Annotated in this window: 15 protein-coding genes; 10 read left to right on the forward strand and 5 right to left on the reverse strand. The window is 73.0% G+C overall.

What is annotated here, in order from left to right:
- Window positions 1-63 precede the first annotated feature (63 nt).
- Entirely contained in the window at window positions 64-1,386 is a 1,323-nt protein-coding gene (locus A4E84_RS03150) for a PP2C family protein-serine/threonine phosphatase (RefSeq protein WP_079128836.1), read from the reverse strand.
- Window positions 1,387-1,432: 46 nt separating this feature from the next.
- A complete protein-coding gene (locus A4E84_RS03155; RefSeq protein WP_062925069.1) occupies window positions 1,433-2,287 on the reverse strand; it encodes a CBS domain-containing protein in 855 nt (284 codons plus the stop codon).
- A gap of 173 nt (window positions 2,288-2,460) precedes the next feature.
- Here A4E84_RS03155 and A4E84_RS03160 point away from each other — a divergent pair, with 173 nt between their 5' ends.
- The 10 genes from A4E84_RS03160 to A4E84_RS03205 all read left to right on the forward strand — a co-directional run bounded on the left by A4E84_RS03160 (window position 2,461) and on the right by A4E84_RS03205 (window position 11,326).
- Entirely contained in the window at window positions 2,461-2,961 is a 501-nt protein-coding gene (locus A4E84_RS03160; protein ID WP_062925070.1) for a hypothetical protein, read from the forward strand.
- Window positions 2,961-3,917: a V-type ATPase subunit gene (locus A4E84_RS03165; protein WP_062925071.1), complete on the forward strand. Its 957-nt coding sequence runs from the start codon at window positions 2,961-2,963 to the stop codon at window positions 3,915-3,917. Before A4E84_RS03160 ends, A4E84_RS03165 begins: the two co-directional genes overlap by 1 nt.
- Window positions 3,904-5,403, forward strand: a complete 1,500-nt coding sequence (locus A4E84_RS03170) for a V-type ATPase 116kDa subunit family protein (protein WP_237304798.1) — start codon at window positions 3,904-3,906, stop codon at window positions 5,401-5,403. The genes A4E84_RS03165 and A4E84_RS03170 overlap by 14 nt, the downstream gene beginning before the upstream one ends.
- On the forward strand, window positions 5,400-5,816 hold the full coding sequence (locus tag A4E84_RS03175; RefSeq protein WP_062925072.1) for an ATP synthase subunit C: 417 nt from the start codon (window positions 5,400-5,402) through the stop codon (window positions 5,814-5,816). The genes A4E84_RS03170 and A4E84_RS03175 overlap by 4 nt, the downstream gene beginning before the upstream one ends.
- Complete coding sequence (locus A4E84_RS03180) at window positions 5,813-6,046, forward strand: hypothetical protein (RefSeq protein ID WP_062925073.1); 234 nt, start codon at window positions 5,813-5,815, stop codon at window positions 6,044-6,046. Before A4E84_RS03175 ends, A4E84_RS03180 begins: the two co-directional genes overlap by 4 nt.
- Window positions 6,043-6,570 (forward strand): V-type ATP synthase subunit E, encoded by a 528-nt coding sequence (locus tag A4E84_RS43680; protein ID WP_062925074.1) that lies wholly within the window; start codon window positions 6,043-6,045, stop codon window positions 6,568-6,570. The genes A4E84_RS03180 and A4E84_RS43680 overlap by 4 nt, the downstream gene beginning before the upstream one ends.
- Window positions 6,567-8,330, forward strand: a complete 1,764-nt coding sequence (locus tag A4E84_RS03190) for a V-type ATP synthase subunit A (RefSeq protein WP_062931266.1) — start codon at window positions 6,567-6,569, stop codon at window positions 8,328-8,330. The genes A4E84_RS43680 and A4E84_RS03190 overlap by 4 nt, the downstream gene beginning before the upstream one ends.
- The gene (locus tag A4E84_RS03195; RefSeq protein WP_062925075.1) at window positions 8,327-9,730 is read left to right on the forward strand and encodes a V-type ATP synthase subunit B; all 1,404 of its coding nucleotides are present in this window, start codon (window positions 8,327-8,329) and stop codon (window positions 9,728-9,730) included. Before A4E84_RS03190 ends, A4E84_RS03195 begins: the two co-directional genes overlap by 4 nt.
- Complete coding sequence (locus A4E84_RS03200) at window positions 9,727-10,338, forward strand: V-type ATP synthase subunit D (protein ID WP_174569401.1); 612 nt, start codon at window positions 9,727-9,729, stop codon at window positions 10,336-10,338. The genes A4E84_RS03195 and A4E84_RS03200 overlap by 4 nt, the downstream gene beginning before the upstream one ends.
- Window positions 10,339-10,438: 100 nt before the next feature.
- On the forward strand, window positions 10,439-11,326 hold the full coding sequence (locus tag A4E84_RS03205) for a universal stress protein (protein ID WP_062931268.1): 888 nt from the start codon (window positions 10,439-10,441) through the stop codon (window positions 11,324-11,326).
- 100 nt (window positions 11,327-11,426) lie between these two features.
- On the opposite strand, the gene A4E84_RS03210 is transcribed toward A4E84_RS03205, so the two are convergent.
- The 3 genes from A4E84_RS03210 to A4E84_RS03220 are packed head-to-tail and all read right to left on the reverse strand — an operon-like array spanning window position 11,427 to window position 15,507.
- Window positions 11,427-12,086 carry a potassium channel family protein gene (locus A4E84_RS03210; protein WP_062925076.1) on the reverse strand — a complete coding sequence of 220 codons (660 nt, stop codon included), beginning with the start codon at window positions 12,084-12,086 and terminating at the stop codon, window positions 11,427-11,429.
- Window positions 12,083-12,742 (reverse strand): potassium channel family protein, encoded by a 660-nt coding sequence (locus A4E84_RS03215; RefSeq protein WP_062925077.1) that lies wholly within the window; start codon window positions 12,740-12,742, stop codon window positions 12,083-12,085. The genes A4E84_RS03210 and A4E84_RS03215 overlap by 4 nt, the downstream gene beginning before the upstream one ends.
- Complete coding sequence (locus A4E84_RS03220) at window positions 12,739-15,507, reverse strand: cation-translocating P-type ATPase (RefSeq protein ID WP_079128838.1); 2,769 nt, start codon at window positions 15,505-15,507, stop codon at window positions 12,739-12,741. Before A4E84_RS03220 ends, A4E84_RS03215 begins: the two co-directional genes overlap by 4 nt.
- Window positions 15,508-15,533 lie beyond the last annotated feature (26 nt).

The raw sequence follows: 15,533 nt of genomic DNA on the forward strand, positions 1-15,533 counted from the left end.
ACTTCAGGGTGACCTGCTGTGCTTTGTGGGCCGGTTCCTCGTGTGCCTGCCCGAGATGCTTTGTCAGGCGCGCGGGGTGCGAAGAGCAAGGATGGCCATGTCGTCGTGGCCGTCGCTGGGGTGGTGGTCTGCCAGCGCTTGGACGAACTCCTGCAGGGGCAGGGCGGCGTGCTCGGTGGCGAGGGCGGCCAGGCGCCCCAGTCCGGTGTCGATGGGGTACGCGGGGTGCTCGACGAGCCCGTCCGTGAAGAAGACCAGGGTGGAGCTTGCCGGCAGGGGGTGGGTGTGGTCGTTGCGCGGTTGGGCGGTGTCGACGCCGAGCGGCAGGTCTGGGTCGGCGTGCAGATAGCCGACTGGGTGGTCGGGGGTGAGCAGCAGGGGCGGAGGATGACCGGCGGTGCTCCAGCGCAGCGTCCAGGCGTCCGGCTGGACAGGTTCGATGCGGGCGAGGCAGGCGGTGGTGACGGGATCGTCGGTGATCGCGGCGAGGGCCCGGTCGAGGTGCGCGAGGACGGTGCTGGGCGGGGTGCGCTGGTCGTAGAGGAGGGCGCGCAGCATGTTGCGGATCTGGGCCATGGCCGCCGCGGCCTGCAGGTCGTGGCCGACGACGTCGCCGATGACTGCGGCGCAGGCGTGGTCGGGCACCAGGAGGGCGTCGTACCAGTCTCCGCCGATGTGGCCCGGTGTGGTGGCGGGGCGATAGTCCGCCGCGGCGCTGAAGGGGCGCAGGTCGGGCAGGCGAGGCAGGAGGAGTCGTTGGAAATGTTCGGCGTCGAGGCGGGTCTGCTCGTAGAGACGGGCGTCGTCGATGGCCAGGCCCGCGGCGCCGGCGAGTGCGGTGATGAGGGCTTCGTCGTGGACGTCGAAGGGCTGCCCGTCGCGCCGCTCGGCAACGTAGAGGTCCCCGTAGATTTTCCCGCGGGTGCTGATCGTGGCACCGAGCAGGGTGCGCATCGGCGGATGGCCGGGCGGGAAGCCGGCCGAGTCCGGATGGGCGGAGATGTCGTCGACCCGCAGCGGTTCCGGGTGGGTGATCAAGCGGCCCAGCAAGCCGCGGCCGTGCGGGAACTCCACCCCGGCCAGGTCTGCCCGCTCCTGCTCGGACAGGCCGGCCGGAATGAATCGATCGAGGTATCTGCCGTTCTCACCGAGCACGCCCAGCGCGCCATAGCGGGCGCCGACCAGCTCCATCGCGGTATCGACGATCAGTTGCAGCACGACGGACAAGTCCACCTCCCGGCCGATGACCGCCTCGTACAGGTCATGCAACCGGTCTTGCGCTTTGGCCAGCGACTTGAGCTGCTCGGCGATCACCTCCAGCTCGGCGCCCAGACGCAGACGCCGGGGGACGTCCAACGGCTCGGGCTGGTTGGGTTTCCTTGGCATCACCGACGCCTGTCCGTCTGCTGTTCGTTCGGGCTCTATGGCCTTCTCAGTCGGCTTCCGTCTCGTCGATCACATCGACCACGTCGTCGATGTCCCGCACCGATGCCAGCAGCTCCGGGACAAGGGCCTTGTCCAGTCGCCCCGCCATCGTCACCACCCCGCTCTCCACGGCGACCTCGACAGCGCTCGGATCCAGCAGATGCTGAGCGACCAGGGACTCGACCTCGGCCCGGATCTCGGCGTCGTCACGGATCAGGGCCCGCAGCAGCTCGCGCCGGCTCACCACGCCGACCAGCCGACCACGATGGTCGGTCACGGGGAGCCGCTTCAACCGTGAGTGGGCGGCGGTCCACGCGGCGTCCGCCACGGGCTCCGCCGGATGGACGGTGACCGGCGGAAAGGTCATCAACGTGGCCGCGGTGTCGCCGTGGCTCTTGTCGTACAGGCGGTGCTGCCGCAGCCTGCCGACAGGTCCGTGCCGGTGCGGTTCCGCCATGACGGCTGCCTTGGCCAGCAGATCGGACTCCGAGACGACGCCGATCACGTGGTCGTCCGCGTCGACCACCGGTACGGCGCTCACCTGCTCGCGGGCGAGTGTGTGAGCCACGTCCAGGAATGGCAGGTCGCCGTGGACGGAAGCCGCCGGCACCTGCATGACGTCCCGCACGCGCAGGGTGGCTGGTTCCCCGGCGGGGGGCTCGGGTGCGGCAGTGGCGAGCGTCTCGGACCTCTCCCCGCCGGACTCGGGCTCCTCGGCGCTCCTCGCCGACGCGGCGGCGGCGACAGCCGCGAGGTAGCGGCGCAGCGCGTCCTGACGCGGTTCCTCCTGAGCTGTCCAGGGGCGGCCCGGCGTGCTTCGGCGCGCTTCCTTCTCCGCGGAGCGGTGCTCGAAGTCGCTCACGGCTGCCTCCCGTGGATGCCGTCCGCCTACGCGGTCAGTCTTCCATCGATCGGCTGGAGCGGCCTCCGGGCCGAACGGCCGCTCCTGTCGGACAGGCGGCCCGGCGCGGCGCGACACGCCGGCGCCTGGCAAGGAGACTGGAAGTGGGGTCTGGACCCAGTGGAGGAAAGTTCGTGACGGGTTTCCGGGACTTTCTGGCACGGTTCCGGCCGGTGGCATCGCCCGGCCGGGCCGCACCGGGTGGTGTCCCCGCGGACCGTTCCGCCGAACTGAATGCGGAGCTGTCACCGCCCCTGGCGCTGCTCGGACAGGCGGAGGAGGAAGCACGGGCCGTACGCGCCCGGGCTGAGGCAGCCGCCGCGTCACACCGGCGGGAAGCACAAGGGCAGGCCGAGCAGATCGTGGCCGAGGCCCGTGAGGAGGCCGACCGGGTAAGGGCGCGCACTGCCGAGGAGGTGCTGCGGGCCGCCGAGGCCGAGTCGGCGGCGCTGCGCGCCGAAGCAGAACGCGAGGCCGCCGCCGTACGCGACCGTGCCAGGAGCCGGACGCCAGAGCTCTCCGGACGAGTGGTGGCGCTGGTGCGGGAGGACATCGCGACGGAGCAGCCATCTCCCCCGTCAGTCAAGGGACACCGGTCGCCCGGCCAGTGGCGGGCCCGGAAGGGTGGTCCCTGATGAGCGCCGGATGGGTGGCCGGTGTGACTCGGGCACGCGCCCTGCGGACCAGGTGCCTCGGGGGCGAGGGCATCAGGGAGGTGGCCGCGTCCCCCACCCTCGATGACGCCTTGCGCTACCTGGCGGCCACCCCCTACCGGCACGCCACCGCCGGTGCCACGCCGGCCGAAGCCCAGAGGGCGGTCTCGGCGACACTGCTGTGGCATCTGCGGGTCCTCGCCGGCTGGCAACCGGCCACCGGCGCGGACGCCATCCGGGCACTCGCGGCGGGATTCGAGATCTCCAACGCCGAACACCATGTGAGGGCCCTCGCGGCCGACCCTCGTGCGCGAGGCACCCCAGGCCCCCATGTACCGCCCTACCGTCTGGGCGCGCTGGCGACCGCCTGGACGCGGCTCGCCCGCGCCCGTACGCCGTCGGAGCTGCGCAACGCACTGGCGGCCTCCGTCTGGGGCGACCCCGGGGGCGAGTCCTCGGCCTCGGTCGCCACCGGTATGCGGGTCTCCGCAGCCCTACGGCTGGCCACCGCCGTTCCCGACGCGGCGCGGTGGGCGGCGGCCCGGCTCGCCCTGCTGTTCGCCCGCGAGGTGTTCGTCGTCGGCCGCCGGATGCCGGACGTTTCCGCCCGCCGGTCGGCCCGTCTGCTCGGCCCGCGGGCGGTGAGCGCGGGATCGTACGTCGACTTCCGGCAGGCGCTGCCGGCCACCGCGAGGTGGCTGCTGGAGGGCGTCGACGAAGCGGCTGACCTGTGGCGGGCCGAGGCGTGGTGGTGGAAGGCGGTCGAGCAGGACGGCAGGGAACTGCTGCGCCGGTCCCACTTCGGCCCCCAGCCGGTGGTGGGGGCCGTGGCCGTGCTGTCCGCCGACGCCTGGCGAACTCGCGGCGCGCTGGAACTGGCCGCCCGGGGCGGCGGCCCCGGGGACTGGCCGGCGGAGGTGCTCGATGCTCCGGGCTGAGACCGCGATCCCGGTCCGCATGCGCAGGGTGGCCATCGTGGCCCCCGAGAAGGCGCTGCGGGAGAGCCTGGTGCGGATCGCCGAGGCGGGCTGTGTGGAGATCGACCTGGCCGGGGATGGCGGGCCCGACATCCGTGGACCGGCCGCGACGCGCCTGACGCAGCTGCGCGCCGAGCCGGCCCATCCCGCTCTCGGCGAGGCTCCTCCCGACCTGGATGCCCTGGAGCGCGAGGGCCGCACGGACCTGTTGGCGGGTGAGGCGGAGTTGGAGGAACGGCTCGGCAGCGCGGTCCGGCACGGAGCGGTCGCGGCACTGGCCGGCTGGTGTCCCGAGGCGGAGGTGGGCGCCACGGCGGCGCGCATCGCCGGTGCCGGGGGCGCGCTGGTGCCGCTGCGGGCCCCGCGTGGTGTCGACCCGCCGACCTTGCTGACCGGAGCGGACGCGGTGCCTCCGGGGCCTGCGGCGACGACCGTACGGCGCTCCTTCACACCCCTGGTCACGACGTACGGCACCGTGCCCTATGCCGACCTCGACCCGACGATGGCGGCCGGGATCGTCTACGTGGTGATGTTCGGCCTGATGTTCGGCGACGCCGGGCACGGGCTGCTGTTGGTCGCCGTCGCGCTCCTGCTCCGTGCGGGACGGCCGCGCCGAGTTGCGGCGCTGCGTCCGCTGTGGCCCTTCGTCGCCGGGGCCGGGCTGACCGCCACCCTGGCCGGGGTGGCGTACGGCGAGTTCTTCGGCCCGACCGGGGTGCTGCCGGTGCTGTGGCTGGAGCCACTGGAGGAGCCCATGCGGCTGCTGGCCGTCGCCGTCGGGCTCGGAGCCGTGCTGCTGGCCATCGCCTATGCGGCGGGGATCGTCAACCGCTGGCGGGAGGGCGGGCCGTCAGCGGCCCTGTACGCGACGACCGGGATCGCCGGGGCGGCGCTCTACCTCGGCCTCGCCATCGTCGCCGGGTGCGTCTGGCTCGGCCTGGCGCTGTACGGCGTCGTGGGGGCCGTGATCGCGGCTGTCGGCCTGGCCCTGGCCGGCGTGGGGCTTTTCGCGACCACGGCGGGCGGCCCGGGCGGCGCCGTGCAGACCGGCATCCAGCTCTTCGACGCGGTGGTCCGGATCGGCTCCAACGTCGTGTCCTTCGCGCGGCTCGCGGCCTTCGGCCTGACGCATGCGGCGCTCGGCGCGATCGTCTGGGACGGTACGACGGCTCTGGCGGGCCGGGGCCCGGTGGCCGTCGTCGCGGCGGTGCTCGTCTTCCTGCTCGGCAATGCCCTGGCCTTCTGTCTGGAGGCGCTGGTGGCGGGAGTCCAGGCACTCCGGTTGGAGTTCTACGAGCTGTTCTCCCGGCTCTTCGAGGGTGAGGGCCGCCCTTTCAGGCCCTGGCACCTGCCCGTGGAGCACGGCCCGGGTTCAGCCACTGCCGCCGGGCCGCCCACAGCGGCGGGGGCCGTCCGCCAAGGCCCGGCGAGGGAGGAGAAGTCGTGATCACCTGGTTCCTGGCCCTGCCCGTCATTGTCGCTGGATTCGTCGCCGTGCGCCTTGTGCTGCGGCGCTCGCGCAGGGCGGCCCTGTGGTGGATGGTCGCCGCCGACGCCGTGCTGCTGGTGGCCGCCACCGTGGTGATGACCCTGGCGCTCGGCGGCGGTTCCGCGCAGGCCGCGACCACGGTCGCACAGGACTCGGGCTCCGGATCCGCCGCCCTGATCGGCGCCGCGATCGCGGTGGCCGGGGCGACGATCGGGGCGGGTATCGCCGTCGCCTACACCGGTGCGGCGGCCCTGGCGGCCCTCAGCGAGCGGCCGGAACTCTTCGGCCGGGCGATGGTCATCGTCGGCCTGGCCGAGGGCATCGCCATCTACGGGCTGGTCGTCGCGGTCATCCTCATCGGGAAGGCATGACCATGGGACGCGTCGCCGCCATCGGAGAGCGGGCCCGTGTGGCCGGTCTGGCCCTGGCCGGAGCAGCCGTCCTCGTCGCGGAGGACGCCGAAGCCGTACGCCGGGTCTGGCGCGGCCTGCCGGACGGCATCGACCTGGTGATCCTCACCCCTGCCGCGGCCGAAGCGCTTGAGCCGCACCCTCCGGTGCCCGCAGGCAGCCGCCCGCTGACCGCCGTGATGCCGCCATGACGACCCCGGCCACCGACCAGACGACGGACGCGCTCGACCCGGTCCGGGCGGGGCTGCTGCGGGCCGCTCACGCCGACGCGGAAGCGCTCCTGGCCCGCACCGAGCGAGAGGCCGTCGCCTTGCTGGACCAGGCCCGCGCCGAGGCCCGGGCGATCCTCGACGAGGCCCGGCGCCAGGGCGAGGCCGACGGCGCGGACGCAGCCCGCGACCTCCTCGTCAGGGCCAGGCGCGAGGCCAGGTCCCGCACGCTCGCCGCCCGCCGGGAGGCGTACGACGGACTGCGCCGCGAGGTCGCCGAACGGGCCGGGGACCTGCGCCGGGCCGACGGCCACGCGTCCGTGCGGGAACGACTGGAGCACCGGGCCCGTGTCCTCCTCGGTCCCTGCGCCGAGGTGAGCGAGCACCCCGACGGGGGCGTGGTGGCCCGGGCGCCGGGAAGGCGGGTCGACCTCTCGCTGACCGCGCTGGCCGACCGCGCACTGGACCGCATGGGAGCGGAGGTGCGGAGCCTGTGGGAGCCGTGACGGAAGCCGCTGAGAGACGTCGACGACCGACCGACCGGCAGCCGGCCTCCCGGATCCTGCGCGTCACAGGACCGCTGGTGGAGATGGGGTACACGGGCGGCATCGCCATGTACGACCTGGTCTCGCTCGGTCCCGCCGGGCTGCCCGGCGAGGTTGTGGCCATCAGCGGTGACGTGGTCACCGTCCAGGCGTACGAGTACACCGGCGGCCTCGCCCCGGGGCAGACCGCGGTGCCCCAGGGCCGTCCGTTGTCGGTGCGCCTCGGGCCGGAGCTGCTCGGCGGGATCTTCGACGGCTTGCTGCGCCCCCTGTCCGGGGCCGACGACTGGCTGTTGCCCGGCGCGCAGGGGGCCGCGGCCGAGGAACGCACCTGGTTCTTCTCTCCAGTGGTGGCGCGGGGCGAGCACGTGGCCGAGGGGCAGTCGCTCGGGACGATCCGCGGCGCGGGGCCGGTGCCGGTGAAGGTGCTCGTGCCGTCCGGCTGCCGGGGAACGGTCGCGGAGGTCAGCGTCGCGGCGGAGCGTGCGCGCGACGCGGTGGTGGCCGTGGTGGGCGACACCGAGGTGACGGCCGGCGCTCTGTGGCCGGTGCGTCGGCCGCGCCCGGTGCGGGAGCGGGTCGACAGCCACGAGGCCCTCACTACCGGCCAGCGGGTGATCGACCAGCTCTTCCCCGTGGCCCGGGGCAGCACGGCGGCGGTGCCCGGTGGCTTCGGCACCGGCAAGACCGTCCTGCTGCAGCAGATCGCCAAGTGGTGCGACGCGGACGTCATCGTCTACGTCGGCTGCGGGGAGCGCGGCAACGAGATGGCCGATGTCATCACGGAGCTGTCGGAGCTCCAGGATCCGCGCACGGGCGGACGCCTCGCGGACCGCACCGTGACGATCGCCAACACCTCCAACATGCCGATGATGGCCCGTGAGGCGAGCGTCCACACGGGGGTGACGGTCGCGGAGTACTTCCGGGACATGGGCCTCGACGTGGTGGTCATCGCCGACTCGACCTCCCGGTGGGCCGAGGCGCTGCGCGAGTTCGCCTCACGTACCGGCGCGCTGCCCGCCGAGGAGGGGTACCCGGCCGGGCTGGCCTCCGCCATCGCGGCCTTCTACGAACGGGCCGCCGCCGTGACCACTCTCGGCGGCGAACGGGGCTCGGTGACCGTGATCGGCGCGGTGTCCCCGCCGGGCGGCGACATGACGGAACCGGTGACCGCGCACACCGAACGCTTCGTCCGCTGCCTGTGGACCCTCGACCGCGATCTCGCCTACGCCCGCCACTACCCGGCGGTTTCCTGGGCCGGGTCCTTCTCTCGCGACGTCCCGGTTCTGGCCGCCGGACACCGGTTGGACGGCGATCCGGAGTGGGCCCGGCGCCGCGAACGGGTGGGAGCGGTACTGGCGGAGGCCGACCGGCTGGCCGATCTGGTGGACCTGATCGGCATCGCCGCCCTGCCCGCGCGGGAGCGCGTCAGCGTGCTGGCGGGGAGGCTGGTCCGCGAGGGTGTTCTGCAGCAGAGCGCGCTGTCGGAGCAGGACGCGTACTGCGGGCCGGAGAAGACGGCCGCGCTGGCCGACGCCGTCCTCGCGGTCGCCGGCCGCTGCCACGATCTGGTGGACTCCGGCGTCCCGGCCGCCAAGGTCGAGGAGATCGACTTCGGTCCGCTGCTGCGCGCCAGGGAGGACAGCGGCCCGCACGACAGCGCCGGGGTGGCTGCGTGCCGGGACGCCATGCTCTCCAGGCTGGACGAGGTGCGGTCATGAGTCTGTCCGGCGGGATCGAGTACACGACGGTGCGCGAGCTCAGGGGGCCGATCGTGATCGTCGAGGGCGTCTCGGGGGTCGGCTGGGACGAGTACGTACGCGTCACCCTCGCCTCCGGCGAACGGCGCCACGGCATCGTCCTGGACGCCGACCGCGACCTGGCGGTCCTGCAGGTGCTGGAGGGCACGGCGGGCATGGACCCGGAGGGTGTCCGGGCGGCCTTCTCGGGCAGTCCCCTGCGCGTCCCGGTCGGGACGGACTGGCTGGGCCGCGTCTGCAACGGCCGGGGAGCGCCCCTGGACGGTGGCCCGCCCGTTCTCGGCTCCCACGACGCCGACGTGGGCGGCGCCCCCATCAACCCGGTGCGGCGCGAGCCGCCGTCCGAGGCGGTGCTCACCGGGGTCGGGGCCGTCGACGCGCTGACCACGCTGGTACGCGGGCAGAAGCTGCCGGTGTTCTCCGTGGCCGGGCTGCCGCATCTGGAACTGGCCGCCCAGATCGCCGCCCAGTCCACCGCCGCCGGTGAGGCGTTCAGCGTCGTCTTCGCGGGAATGGGTCTCACCCACGCCGACGCCTCCTTCGTACGCGCCGCCCTGGAGGAGCGGTCCGCCGCGGGAGAGCTGGTCCTGCTGCTCAACACGGCCGACGACCCGGTGATCGAACGGCTCCTCACCCCGCGGATCGCGCTCACCGTCGCCGAGCACCTCGCCTTCACCGGGGGACGGCACGTCCTCGTCGTGATGACCGACATGACGACGTACGCCGAGGCCCTGCGCGAGGTCTCCGCCGCCCGCGGGGAGATCCCCGCCCGCCGCGCCTACCCCGGCTACCTCTACAGCGACCTGGCCTCCCTGTACGAACGCTGCGGACGTGTCAGGGGCCGTCCTGGCTCGGTCACCGTGCTGCCGGTGCTCACCATGCCCGCGGGTGACATCACCCACCCCGTGCCGGACCTGACCGGCTACATCACCGAGGGCCAGATCGTGCTCTCATCCGAGACTCAGGCGCGCGGCGTGTACCCGCCACTCGACGCCCTGTCCTCTCTCTCCCGGCTGATGCGCAAGGGCGCGGGCCCGGGCCGTACCCGCGACGACCATCTCGATGTCGCTGCCCAGTTGCTGGCCGCTCTGGCCCGGGCCCGGCAGGTTCGCGATCTCGCGGACCTGGTCGGTCAGGCGGCGCTGAGCCCCACCGACCGCAGATACCTGGCCTTCGAGGAGGCGTTCCTGCGGGACTTCGCCGACCAGCGCAGTGACGAACCGCGGGACCTCGACACGTCGCTGGAACGCGGCTGGCGGGCCCTGCTCACCCTGCCTCGCAGCCAACTCTCCATGCTCCCCGCCCACCTCCTCGACGCCCACGGCGCGAAGGACGCCCCGGACACGGAGGCATCCCCATGACCGGCGCCCGCCGTACGCCGCCCGGTCGCGCGGGACGACTCCGGCTGCGGCACAGCCTCGACGTCGCGGAGCGCGGAGCCGATCTGCTGGAGCAGAAACTCCGCATCCTCCGCTCCGAGCACCAGCGGCTGCTCCGCGCGCAGGAGGCAGCCGCCAGCGCCTGGCGGGATCTGCTGGCCGAGGCCGAGAGCTGGCTGCTGCGGGGACTGCTCCTGGGCGGGGAACAGTCCCTGGATTCGGCCGCCGCGGGCATCTGCCCCACCGATGTCACGGTTCAGTGGACCGTCTCCATGGGGGTAAGCCATCCGGCGGCGGTCGCCGTGTCCGTACCTGCCCGTTCGCCGACCGCCGCCGCTCCCACCAATACGGCCCTCGTGCACTCCGAGGCGGCCTACGGCCGTGCCGTGCGTGCCGCCGCCGAGTACGCGGCCGCACACGCCGCCGCCGAGCTCGTGGGCGCGGAGGTCGTCAGCACCCGGCACCGGGCCCGTGCCCTGCGTCGCCACTGGATACCCCGCCTGCGGGAAGCGCTCGACCGGGCCGATCTGGCCCTGGAACAGACCGAGCATGAGGACAGCGTCCGGCGGCGATGGGCTGCCGGACAGTGACCGCTCCACGCCTCACTGCTCCGCTCGGTCCCGAGGCGGCGGGGCGCGGCCCGGGTGAACCTGAGGGTGAGAGGCAACGGTTTTGTCTGAGGGAGGCATGGTGAGTGGTCTCGTGGTCGTGGGCGTGGATGGTTCGGCGTCGAGTCTCGCCGCGGTGGAGGTGGCAGCACGGGAGGCCCGGTTGCGGGGGGCCGGGCTGCGGGTGGTGCATGCGTTCGTCTGGCCCGCGGCGCACGTGCCCTTGGAGCCGTCGCCGCTGGGGCCGCCGGAAGGCGGGCTGCGGAACATGGTCGATCGCCTGGTGACGGAGGCGGTCGAGCGAGCGCGCGCGGTGGCGCCGGACGTCGATACCAGTCACGTCGTGGTCACCGCCGAGCCATTGACGGTTCTGGAGGCACAGTCCCGTGCCGCCGAGCTGGTGGTGGTCGGGTCCCGGGGCATGGGCGGGTTCGTCGGACTGCTGGTGGGCTCGACGGCGGTACATCTGGCGGCCCACGGTTCGTGTCCGGTCCTGGTGGTACGCGAGCAGCCGCACGCCGACGGTCCGATCGTGCTGGGCGTCGACGGCTCGGCCGCGGGGCAGAAGGCCGTTGATTTCGCCTTCGCCGAGGCGGCCCTGCGCGATGCGCCGTTGGTGGCGCTGCACACCTGGACCACCTGGAACGCGCCGATGCCCGCACCGCAGGACCCGTCGATGCCGTACGCGAACCCGCCCGGAGCGCTGGCCGAAGGGGAGGAGCGGCTGCTGTCCGAGGCGCTCGCCGGCCATCAGGAGCGCTATCCGGGTGTGCCGGTGGAACACAAGGTGGTGCACGGCGGGACGCGCGAGTCGTTGATCGAGGCGAGTCGGTCCGCTCAACTGATGGTGGTCGGTGCCCGGGGGCGCGGTGGTTTCGCCGGGCTGCTCCTGGGGTCGGTCAGCCAGGCCCTGCTGCACCACGCGCACTGCCCGGTGGCTGTGGTGCGGGGAGCGGTAGAGCGTCACTGAGGACGCCGGTCACGGAGTTCGGTGCCTGGGCAGCGGGCGCTGGGTCGCTCCGAACACCGAGGTGTGACCGTGCCCCGGATACTCCTGGTCCGGGCCCGACTCACTGGAACGCCGCGTGGATCTCCTGCTCGGTCGCGGAGTGCGAGACGAGGAGGAGTTCGTCCCCGGCATGCAGTCGGATCGCCGGGTCCGGCACGGTGGGCTGGCCGCCGCGGACGATCGTGGCGACAACGGTTCCCTCGGGCAGCCGGACCTCGCCCAGAGTGCGGCCCACCGCCCTGGACTGCGGGGTGATGGCCGTTTCGATGACGTCGACGCCGGCTTTGCTGAGCCGCAGCAGGGCGACCGTGTCGGTGGCCCCGGTGGCCTCCTCGATGAGAGAGATCAGCGGGGTGGCGGCGGGTACGGCGACGTCGACACCCCATCGCGCGTCGAACAGCCAGGCGTTGTCGGCGTCGTTGACCCGGGCGGCCACGCGAGCCACCGAGAACTGGCGTTTGGCAAGCAGGCTGATGACGAGGTTGTCCTCGTCGTCACCGGTGGTGGCGATGACAAGGTCGGCGGCCAGGGCACCGGAGTCTTCCAGGAGGGCCGGTTCGCACGCGTCTCCGGTGACCAGCCGCACTCCCGGGAGGCGGCCTTCCAGTTCGGCCATGCGGTCGTCGTCGATGTCGATCAGCGTGATCTCGTTGCGTGCCGCGGAGAGTACCTGGGCGATCTGGGTTCCCAGCCGTCCCGCGCCGGCGATGAGGACGTTCACGTTCCCAGCTCCTTGTCGAGAAAGCCGCGCAGCCTGCCGAGCGCGGTGGCGGCGACGGCGAAGGTGACCAGGTCGCCCTCCTGCGCGGACGCGCTGTGCGCGGGGATCAGGGAACGGCCCGCGCGGGTGACCTCGACGACGCGGATCTCGCCGTCGACGTCGAATTCGGTCAGCCGCCGCCCGATGAGATAGGCCGGCACCTCGGAGCGGATGAGCAGGGTCTCTCCATTGCCGAAAGTGAGCTCGGGGCCCAGGTGGCGGTGCAGCAGCATCTGGTGGATCTGGTGCACGGTCCAGCGGACGCTGGCGATGCTGGGGATGCCGAGTTCGCGGTAGATGTCGGCACGCCGGGGATCGTAGATGCGGGCGACGACGATCGGCACCCGGTAAGTCTCCTTCGCCGTCCGTGCGCAGACGATGTTGCTGTTGTCCCCGGAGGTCACGGCGACGAAGGCGTCCGTGTGCTCGATCCCGGCCGCCTGGAGCACGGCCCGGCTGTAGCCGTTGCCCTCGTGGAAGCGGATGTGGGGGCTGTCGGGCAGCCGCCGGGCCGCCTTGGGACGCCGGTCGACGACCCGCACGTCATGCCCTTCGGTGGCGAGCAGACCGGCGAGGGTCGAGCCCACCCGTCCGCAGCCGACGACGATCACCTTCACCGTGAGCCTCCTTTCGGGCGGGCGGCGCGTCGGCGCAACCACACCTTGCGGCCTTCGTCCGCGAGCAGGGGCAGGGTGCCGAGCCCGGCCAGGACCGCCCAGTCGGCGGCGTCGAGCGGGGCGGTGTTGAAGACGGCCTGCAGCAGCGGCAGATAGCTGATCGCGACCATGACGGCGACACCGAAGCCGCCTGCCGCCAGCAGGGCCGGATTGGACAGCAGACCTGTTTTCAGAATGCTCTGACGCTCTGTGCGCACCGCGAGGGAGACGAAGAACTGGCTGAGCACGATCCCGCCCTGGGCCAGCGTCACGGCCTCCCGGTAGACGGGGTGGTCCTCGGTGAAGTCGTCGAACGGGATGCCGGAGGAATGGATGTGCCAGAAGAACACGGCGCACACGCCGAGCGCCTGGATGCCGCCGAGGAACAGGATGCGCCCCACCACCGCTGCCGAGAACAGCCGCTCGCGCCGGGAGCGCGGCGGGCGGTCCATCACATCCGGCTCAGGCCGTTCCGCACCCAGCGCCAGGGCGGGCATCACGTCCGAGCCCAGATCGATCGCAAGGATCTGCACCGCGCTGATAGGCACCAGCGGAAATCCGGCGAACGTCGCCGCCAGAATCGGGCCGAGCTCGCCGATGTTGCTGCTGAAGACGTAGATCAGGAACTTGCGGATGTTCTGGTAGACGGACCTGCCGAGCCGCACCGCCGCTGCGATGGACGCGAACGAGTCGTCCAGCAGCACCATCGAGGCAGCTTCCCGGGCGACATCGGTCCCGGACGCTCCCATCGCCACGCCGATGTCGGCGTGCTTGAGTGCTGGTGCGTCGTTCGCGCCGTCCCCGGTGACCGCCACGACCTCGCCCCGCCGCTGGAAGGCGGTGACCACGCGCATCTTGTGCTCGGGGCTGACCCGGCACAGCAGCAGCTCGGACGGTTCGGCCAGAAGTGAGTCGAGCGCTTCGTCGTCCATCGCGTCGAGCCGGGCGCCCGTCACCACGAGCGGGTCCGGCCGCCGTACGAGCCCGACCCGGCGGGCCACGGCCTCCCCGGTCAGCGGGTGGTCGCCGGTGACCATGACGATCCGGATGCCGGCCCGGCGGCAGACGGCGACCGCGTCGGTGACCTCCGGACGCGGCGGGTCCAGCATGCCGACCAGTCCCAGCAGCGTCAGCGCCGACTCCGCCTCCTCCTGCATCGGGCGGGGCCCGTCCAGCTCCCGCCACGCGACGGCCAGCACCCGCAGCCCCTGCGACGCCAGCGCGTCACCCGCCGCGGCGACCGCCGCCCGGTCCGCCCCAGTCAGCAGCCCATGCCGCCCGTCCCACACCACCTCGGTGCACCGCGCCAGCAGCTCTCCGGGCGCTCCCTTGACGCACGCCTGGTAGCCGGCGCCGGTCTTGTGCACCGTGGTCATCAGCTTGCGGTCCGAGTCGAAGGGGAACTCCGTCACCCGCGGCGCCGCCGCCTCCTCCGCGCCCAGATCCAGACCGGCCTTGGCCGCGACGACGAGCAGCGCTCCCTCCGTGGTGTCGCCGAGCACCCGCCAGTGCTCCCGGAGGCCCGCTGGTGGAACAAGCCGGGCGTTGCAGCACAGGCCCGCCACCCGCAGCAGCTCGCGCACCGGCGCGGCGTCGGCGACCGCGCCGCTCGGCTCGTACCCCACACCGCTCACCGGGTGCGGCGCACCTCCCGCCCACACTTGTGTGACGGTCATCTCCGCCTGGGTGAGCGTCCCGGTCTTGTCGGTGCAGACGACCGTGGTCGACCCGAGCGCCTCCACTGCCAGCAGCTGTTTGATCAGGGCGTGGCGGCGTGCCATCCGCCGTACGCCGATCGCCAGCGACACCGACAGCGTCGCGGGCAGGCCTTCCGGCACCAGCGCCACCATCACCCCCAGTGCGAACACGAACAGGGCCACCGCGGATTCGCCGGTGGGCAGTCGCACGGCGAACATCAGGGCACCGATCGCCAGGGCCGCCCCCGCCACCCGCCGCGCCATCGAAGCCACCTGTAGCTGCAGCGGGGTCTTCTGCCGCGGCGCGGCCGCGGCCAGCCGGTAGATCCTTCCGAACTCGGTCGCCTCGCCGGTGGCGAAGACCACGCCCCGCCCGGATCCGGCGACGACGTCGGTCCCCATGAACACACAGTTGCGGGCTTCCAACGGCGGTCCGGCGGCCACCGGGTCGGCCGTGCGGCCGACGGCGTTGCTCTCCCCGGTCAGCGGCGCGTTGTTCACGGCCAGCTCGTGCGCTTCCACCACCCGGCAGTCCGCCGACACGGCGTCCCCGGCCTCCAGCACCACCACGTCGCCCGGCACCAGCTCCCGGGCGGGCAGCTCCAGCCGTTCGCCGCCGCGCAGCACCCGGCAGGTGTGGGGCACCATCGCCTCCAGGGCCTGAGCCGTTCGCTCGGCCGAGTACTCCTGGGCGAAGCCGATGGCGGCGTTCACGACCACGACGCCCAGGATCGCCACCGCAAGCTGAAAGGTGCCGATGTCACGCGGCTCCTCCAGCCCGTACGCCAGGAAGGTGATCCCCGAGGCGACGATCAGCACCACCGCGAAGAGATCCGTGAACTGCGCACCCAACTGCCGCCACACGGCGCGAGGGCCGGCGCGCGGCAGTTCGTTGGACCCGTACTTCTCCAGCCGGGCCCGTGCCTGAGCCGTCGGCAGGCCGCGTCGTGAGGTGCCCAGCGCGGTGAGGACCTCACCGGCGGGGAGATCCGGTACCAGCGGGTCCGTGCTCGCCTGTTCGCCGCTCATGTCCGGCGGCGCTCTCTCATCGTGTG

Source organism: Streptomyces qaidamensis (genome assembly GCF_001611795.1).
GTDB lineage: Bacteria > Actinomycetota > Actinomycetes > Streptomycetales > Streptomycetaceae > Streptomyces > Streptomyces qaidamensis.

Excerpts from the sequence above, each read along its gene's own strand:
- A4E84_RS03195 (WP_062925075.1), top strand. The coding sequence starts at position 8,327 with ATGAGTCTGTCCGGCGGGATCGAGTACACGACGGTGCGCGAGCTCAGG.
- A4E84_RS03200 (WP_174569401.1), top strand. The coding sequence starts at position 9,727 with ATGACCGGCGCCCGCCGTACGCCGCCCGGTCGCGCGGGACGACTCCGG.
- A4E84_RS43680 (WP_062925074.1), top strand. The coding sequence starts at position 6,043 with ATGACGACCCCGGCCACCGACCAGACGACGGACGCGCTCGACCCGGTC.
- A4E84_RS03170 (WP_237304798.1), top strand. The coding sequence starts at position 3,904 with ATGCTCCGGGCTGAGACCGCGATCCCGGTCCGCATGCGCAGGGTGGCC.
- A4E84_RS03165 (WP_062925071.1), top strand. The coding sequence starts at position 2,961 with ATGAGCGCCGGATGGGTGGCCGGTGTGACTCGGGCACGCGCCCTGCGG.
- A4E84_RS03180 (WP_062925073.1), top strand. The coding sequence starts at position 5,813 with ATGACCATGGGACGCGTCGCCGCCATCGGAGAGCGGGCCCGTGTGGCC.
- A4E84_RS03150 (WP_079128836.1), bottom strand. The coding sequence starts at position 1,386 with ATGCCAAGGAAACCCAACCAGCCCGAGCCGTTGGACGTCCCCCGGCGT.
- A4E84_RS03220 (WP_079128838.1), bottom strand. The coding sequence starts at position 15,507 with ATGAGCGGCGAACAGGCGAGCACGGACCCGCTGGTACCGGATCTCCCC.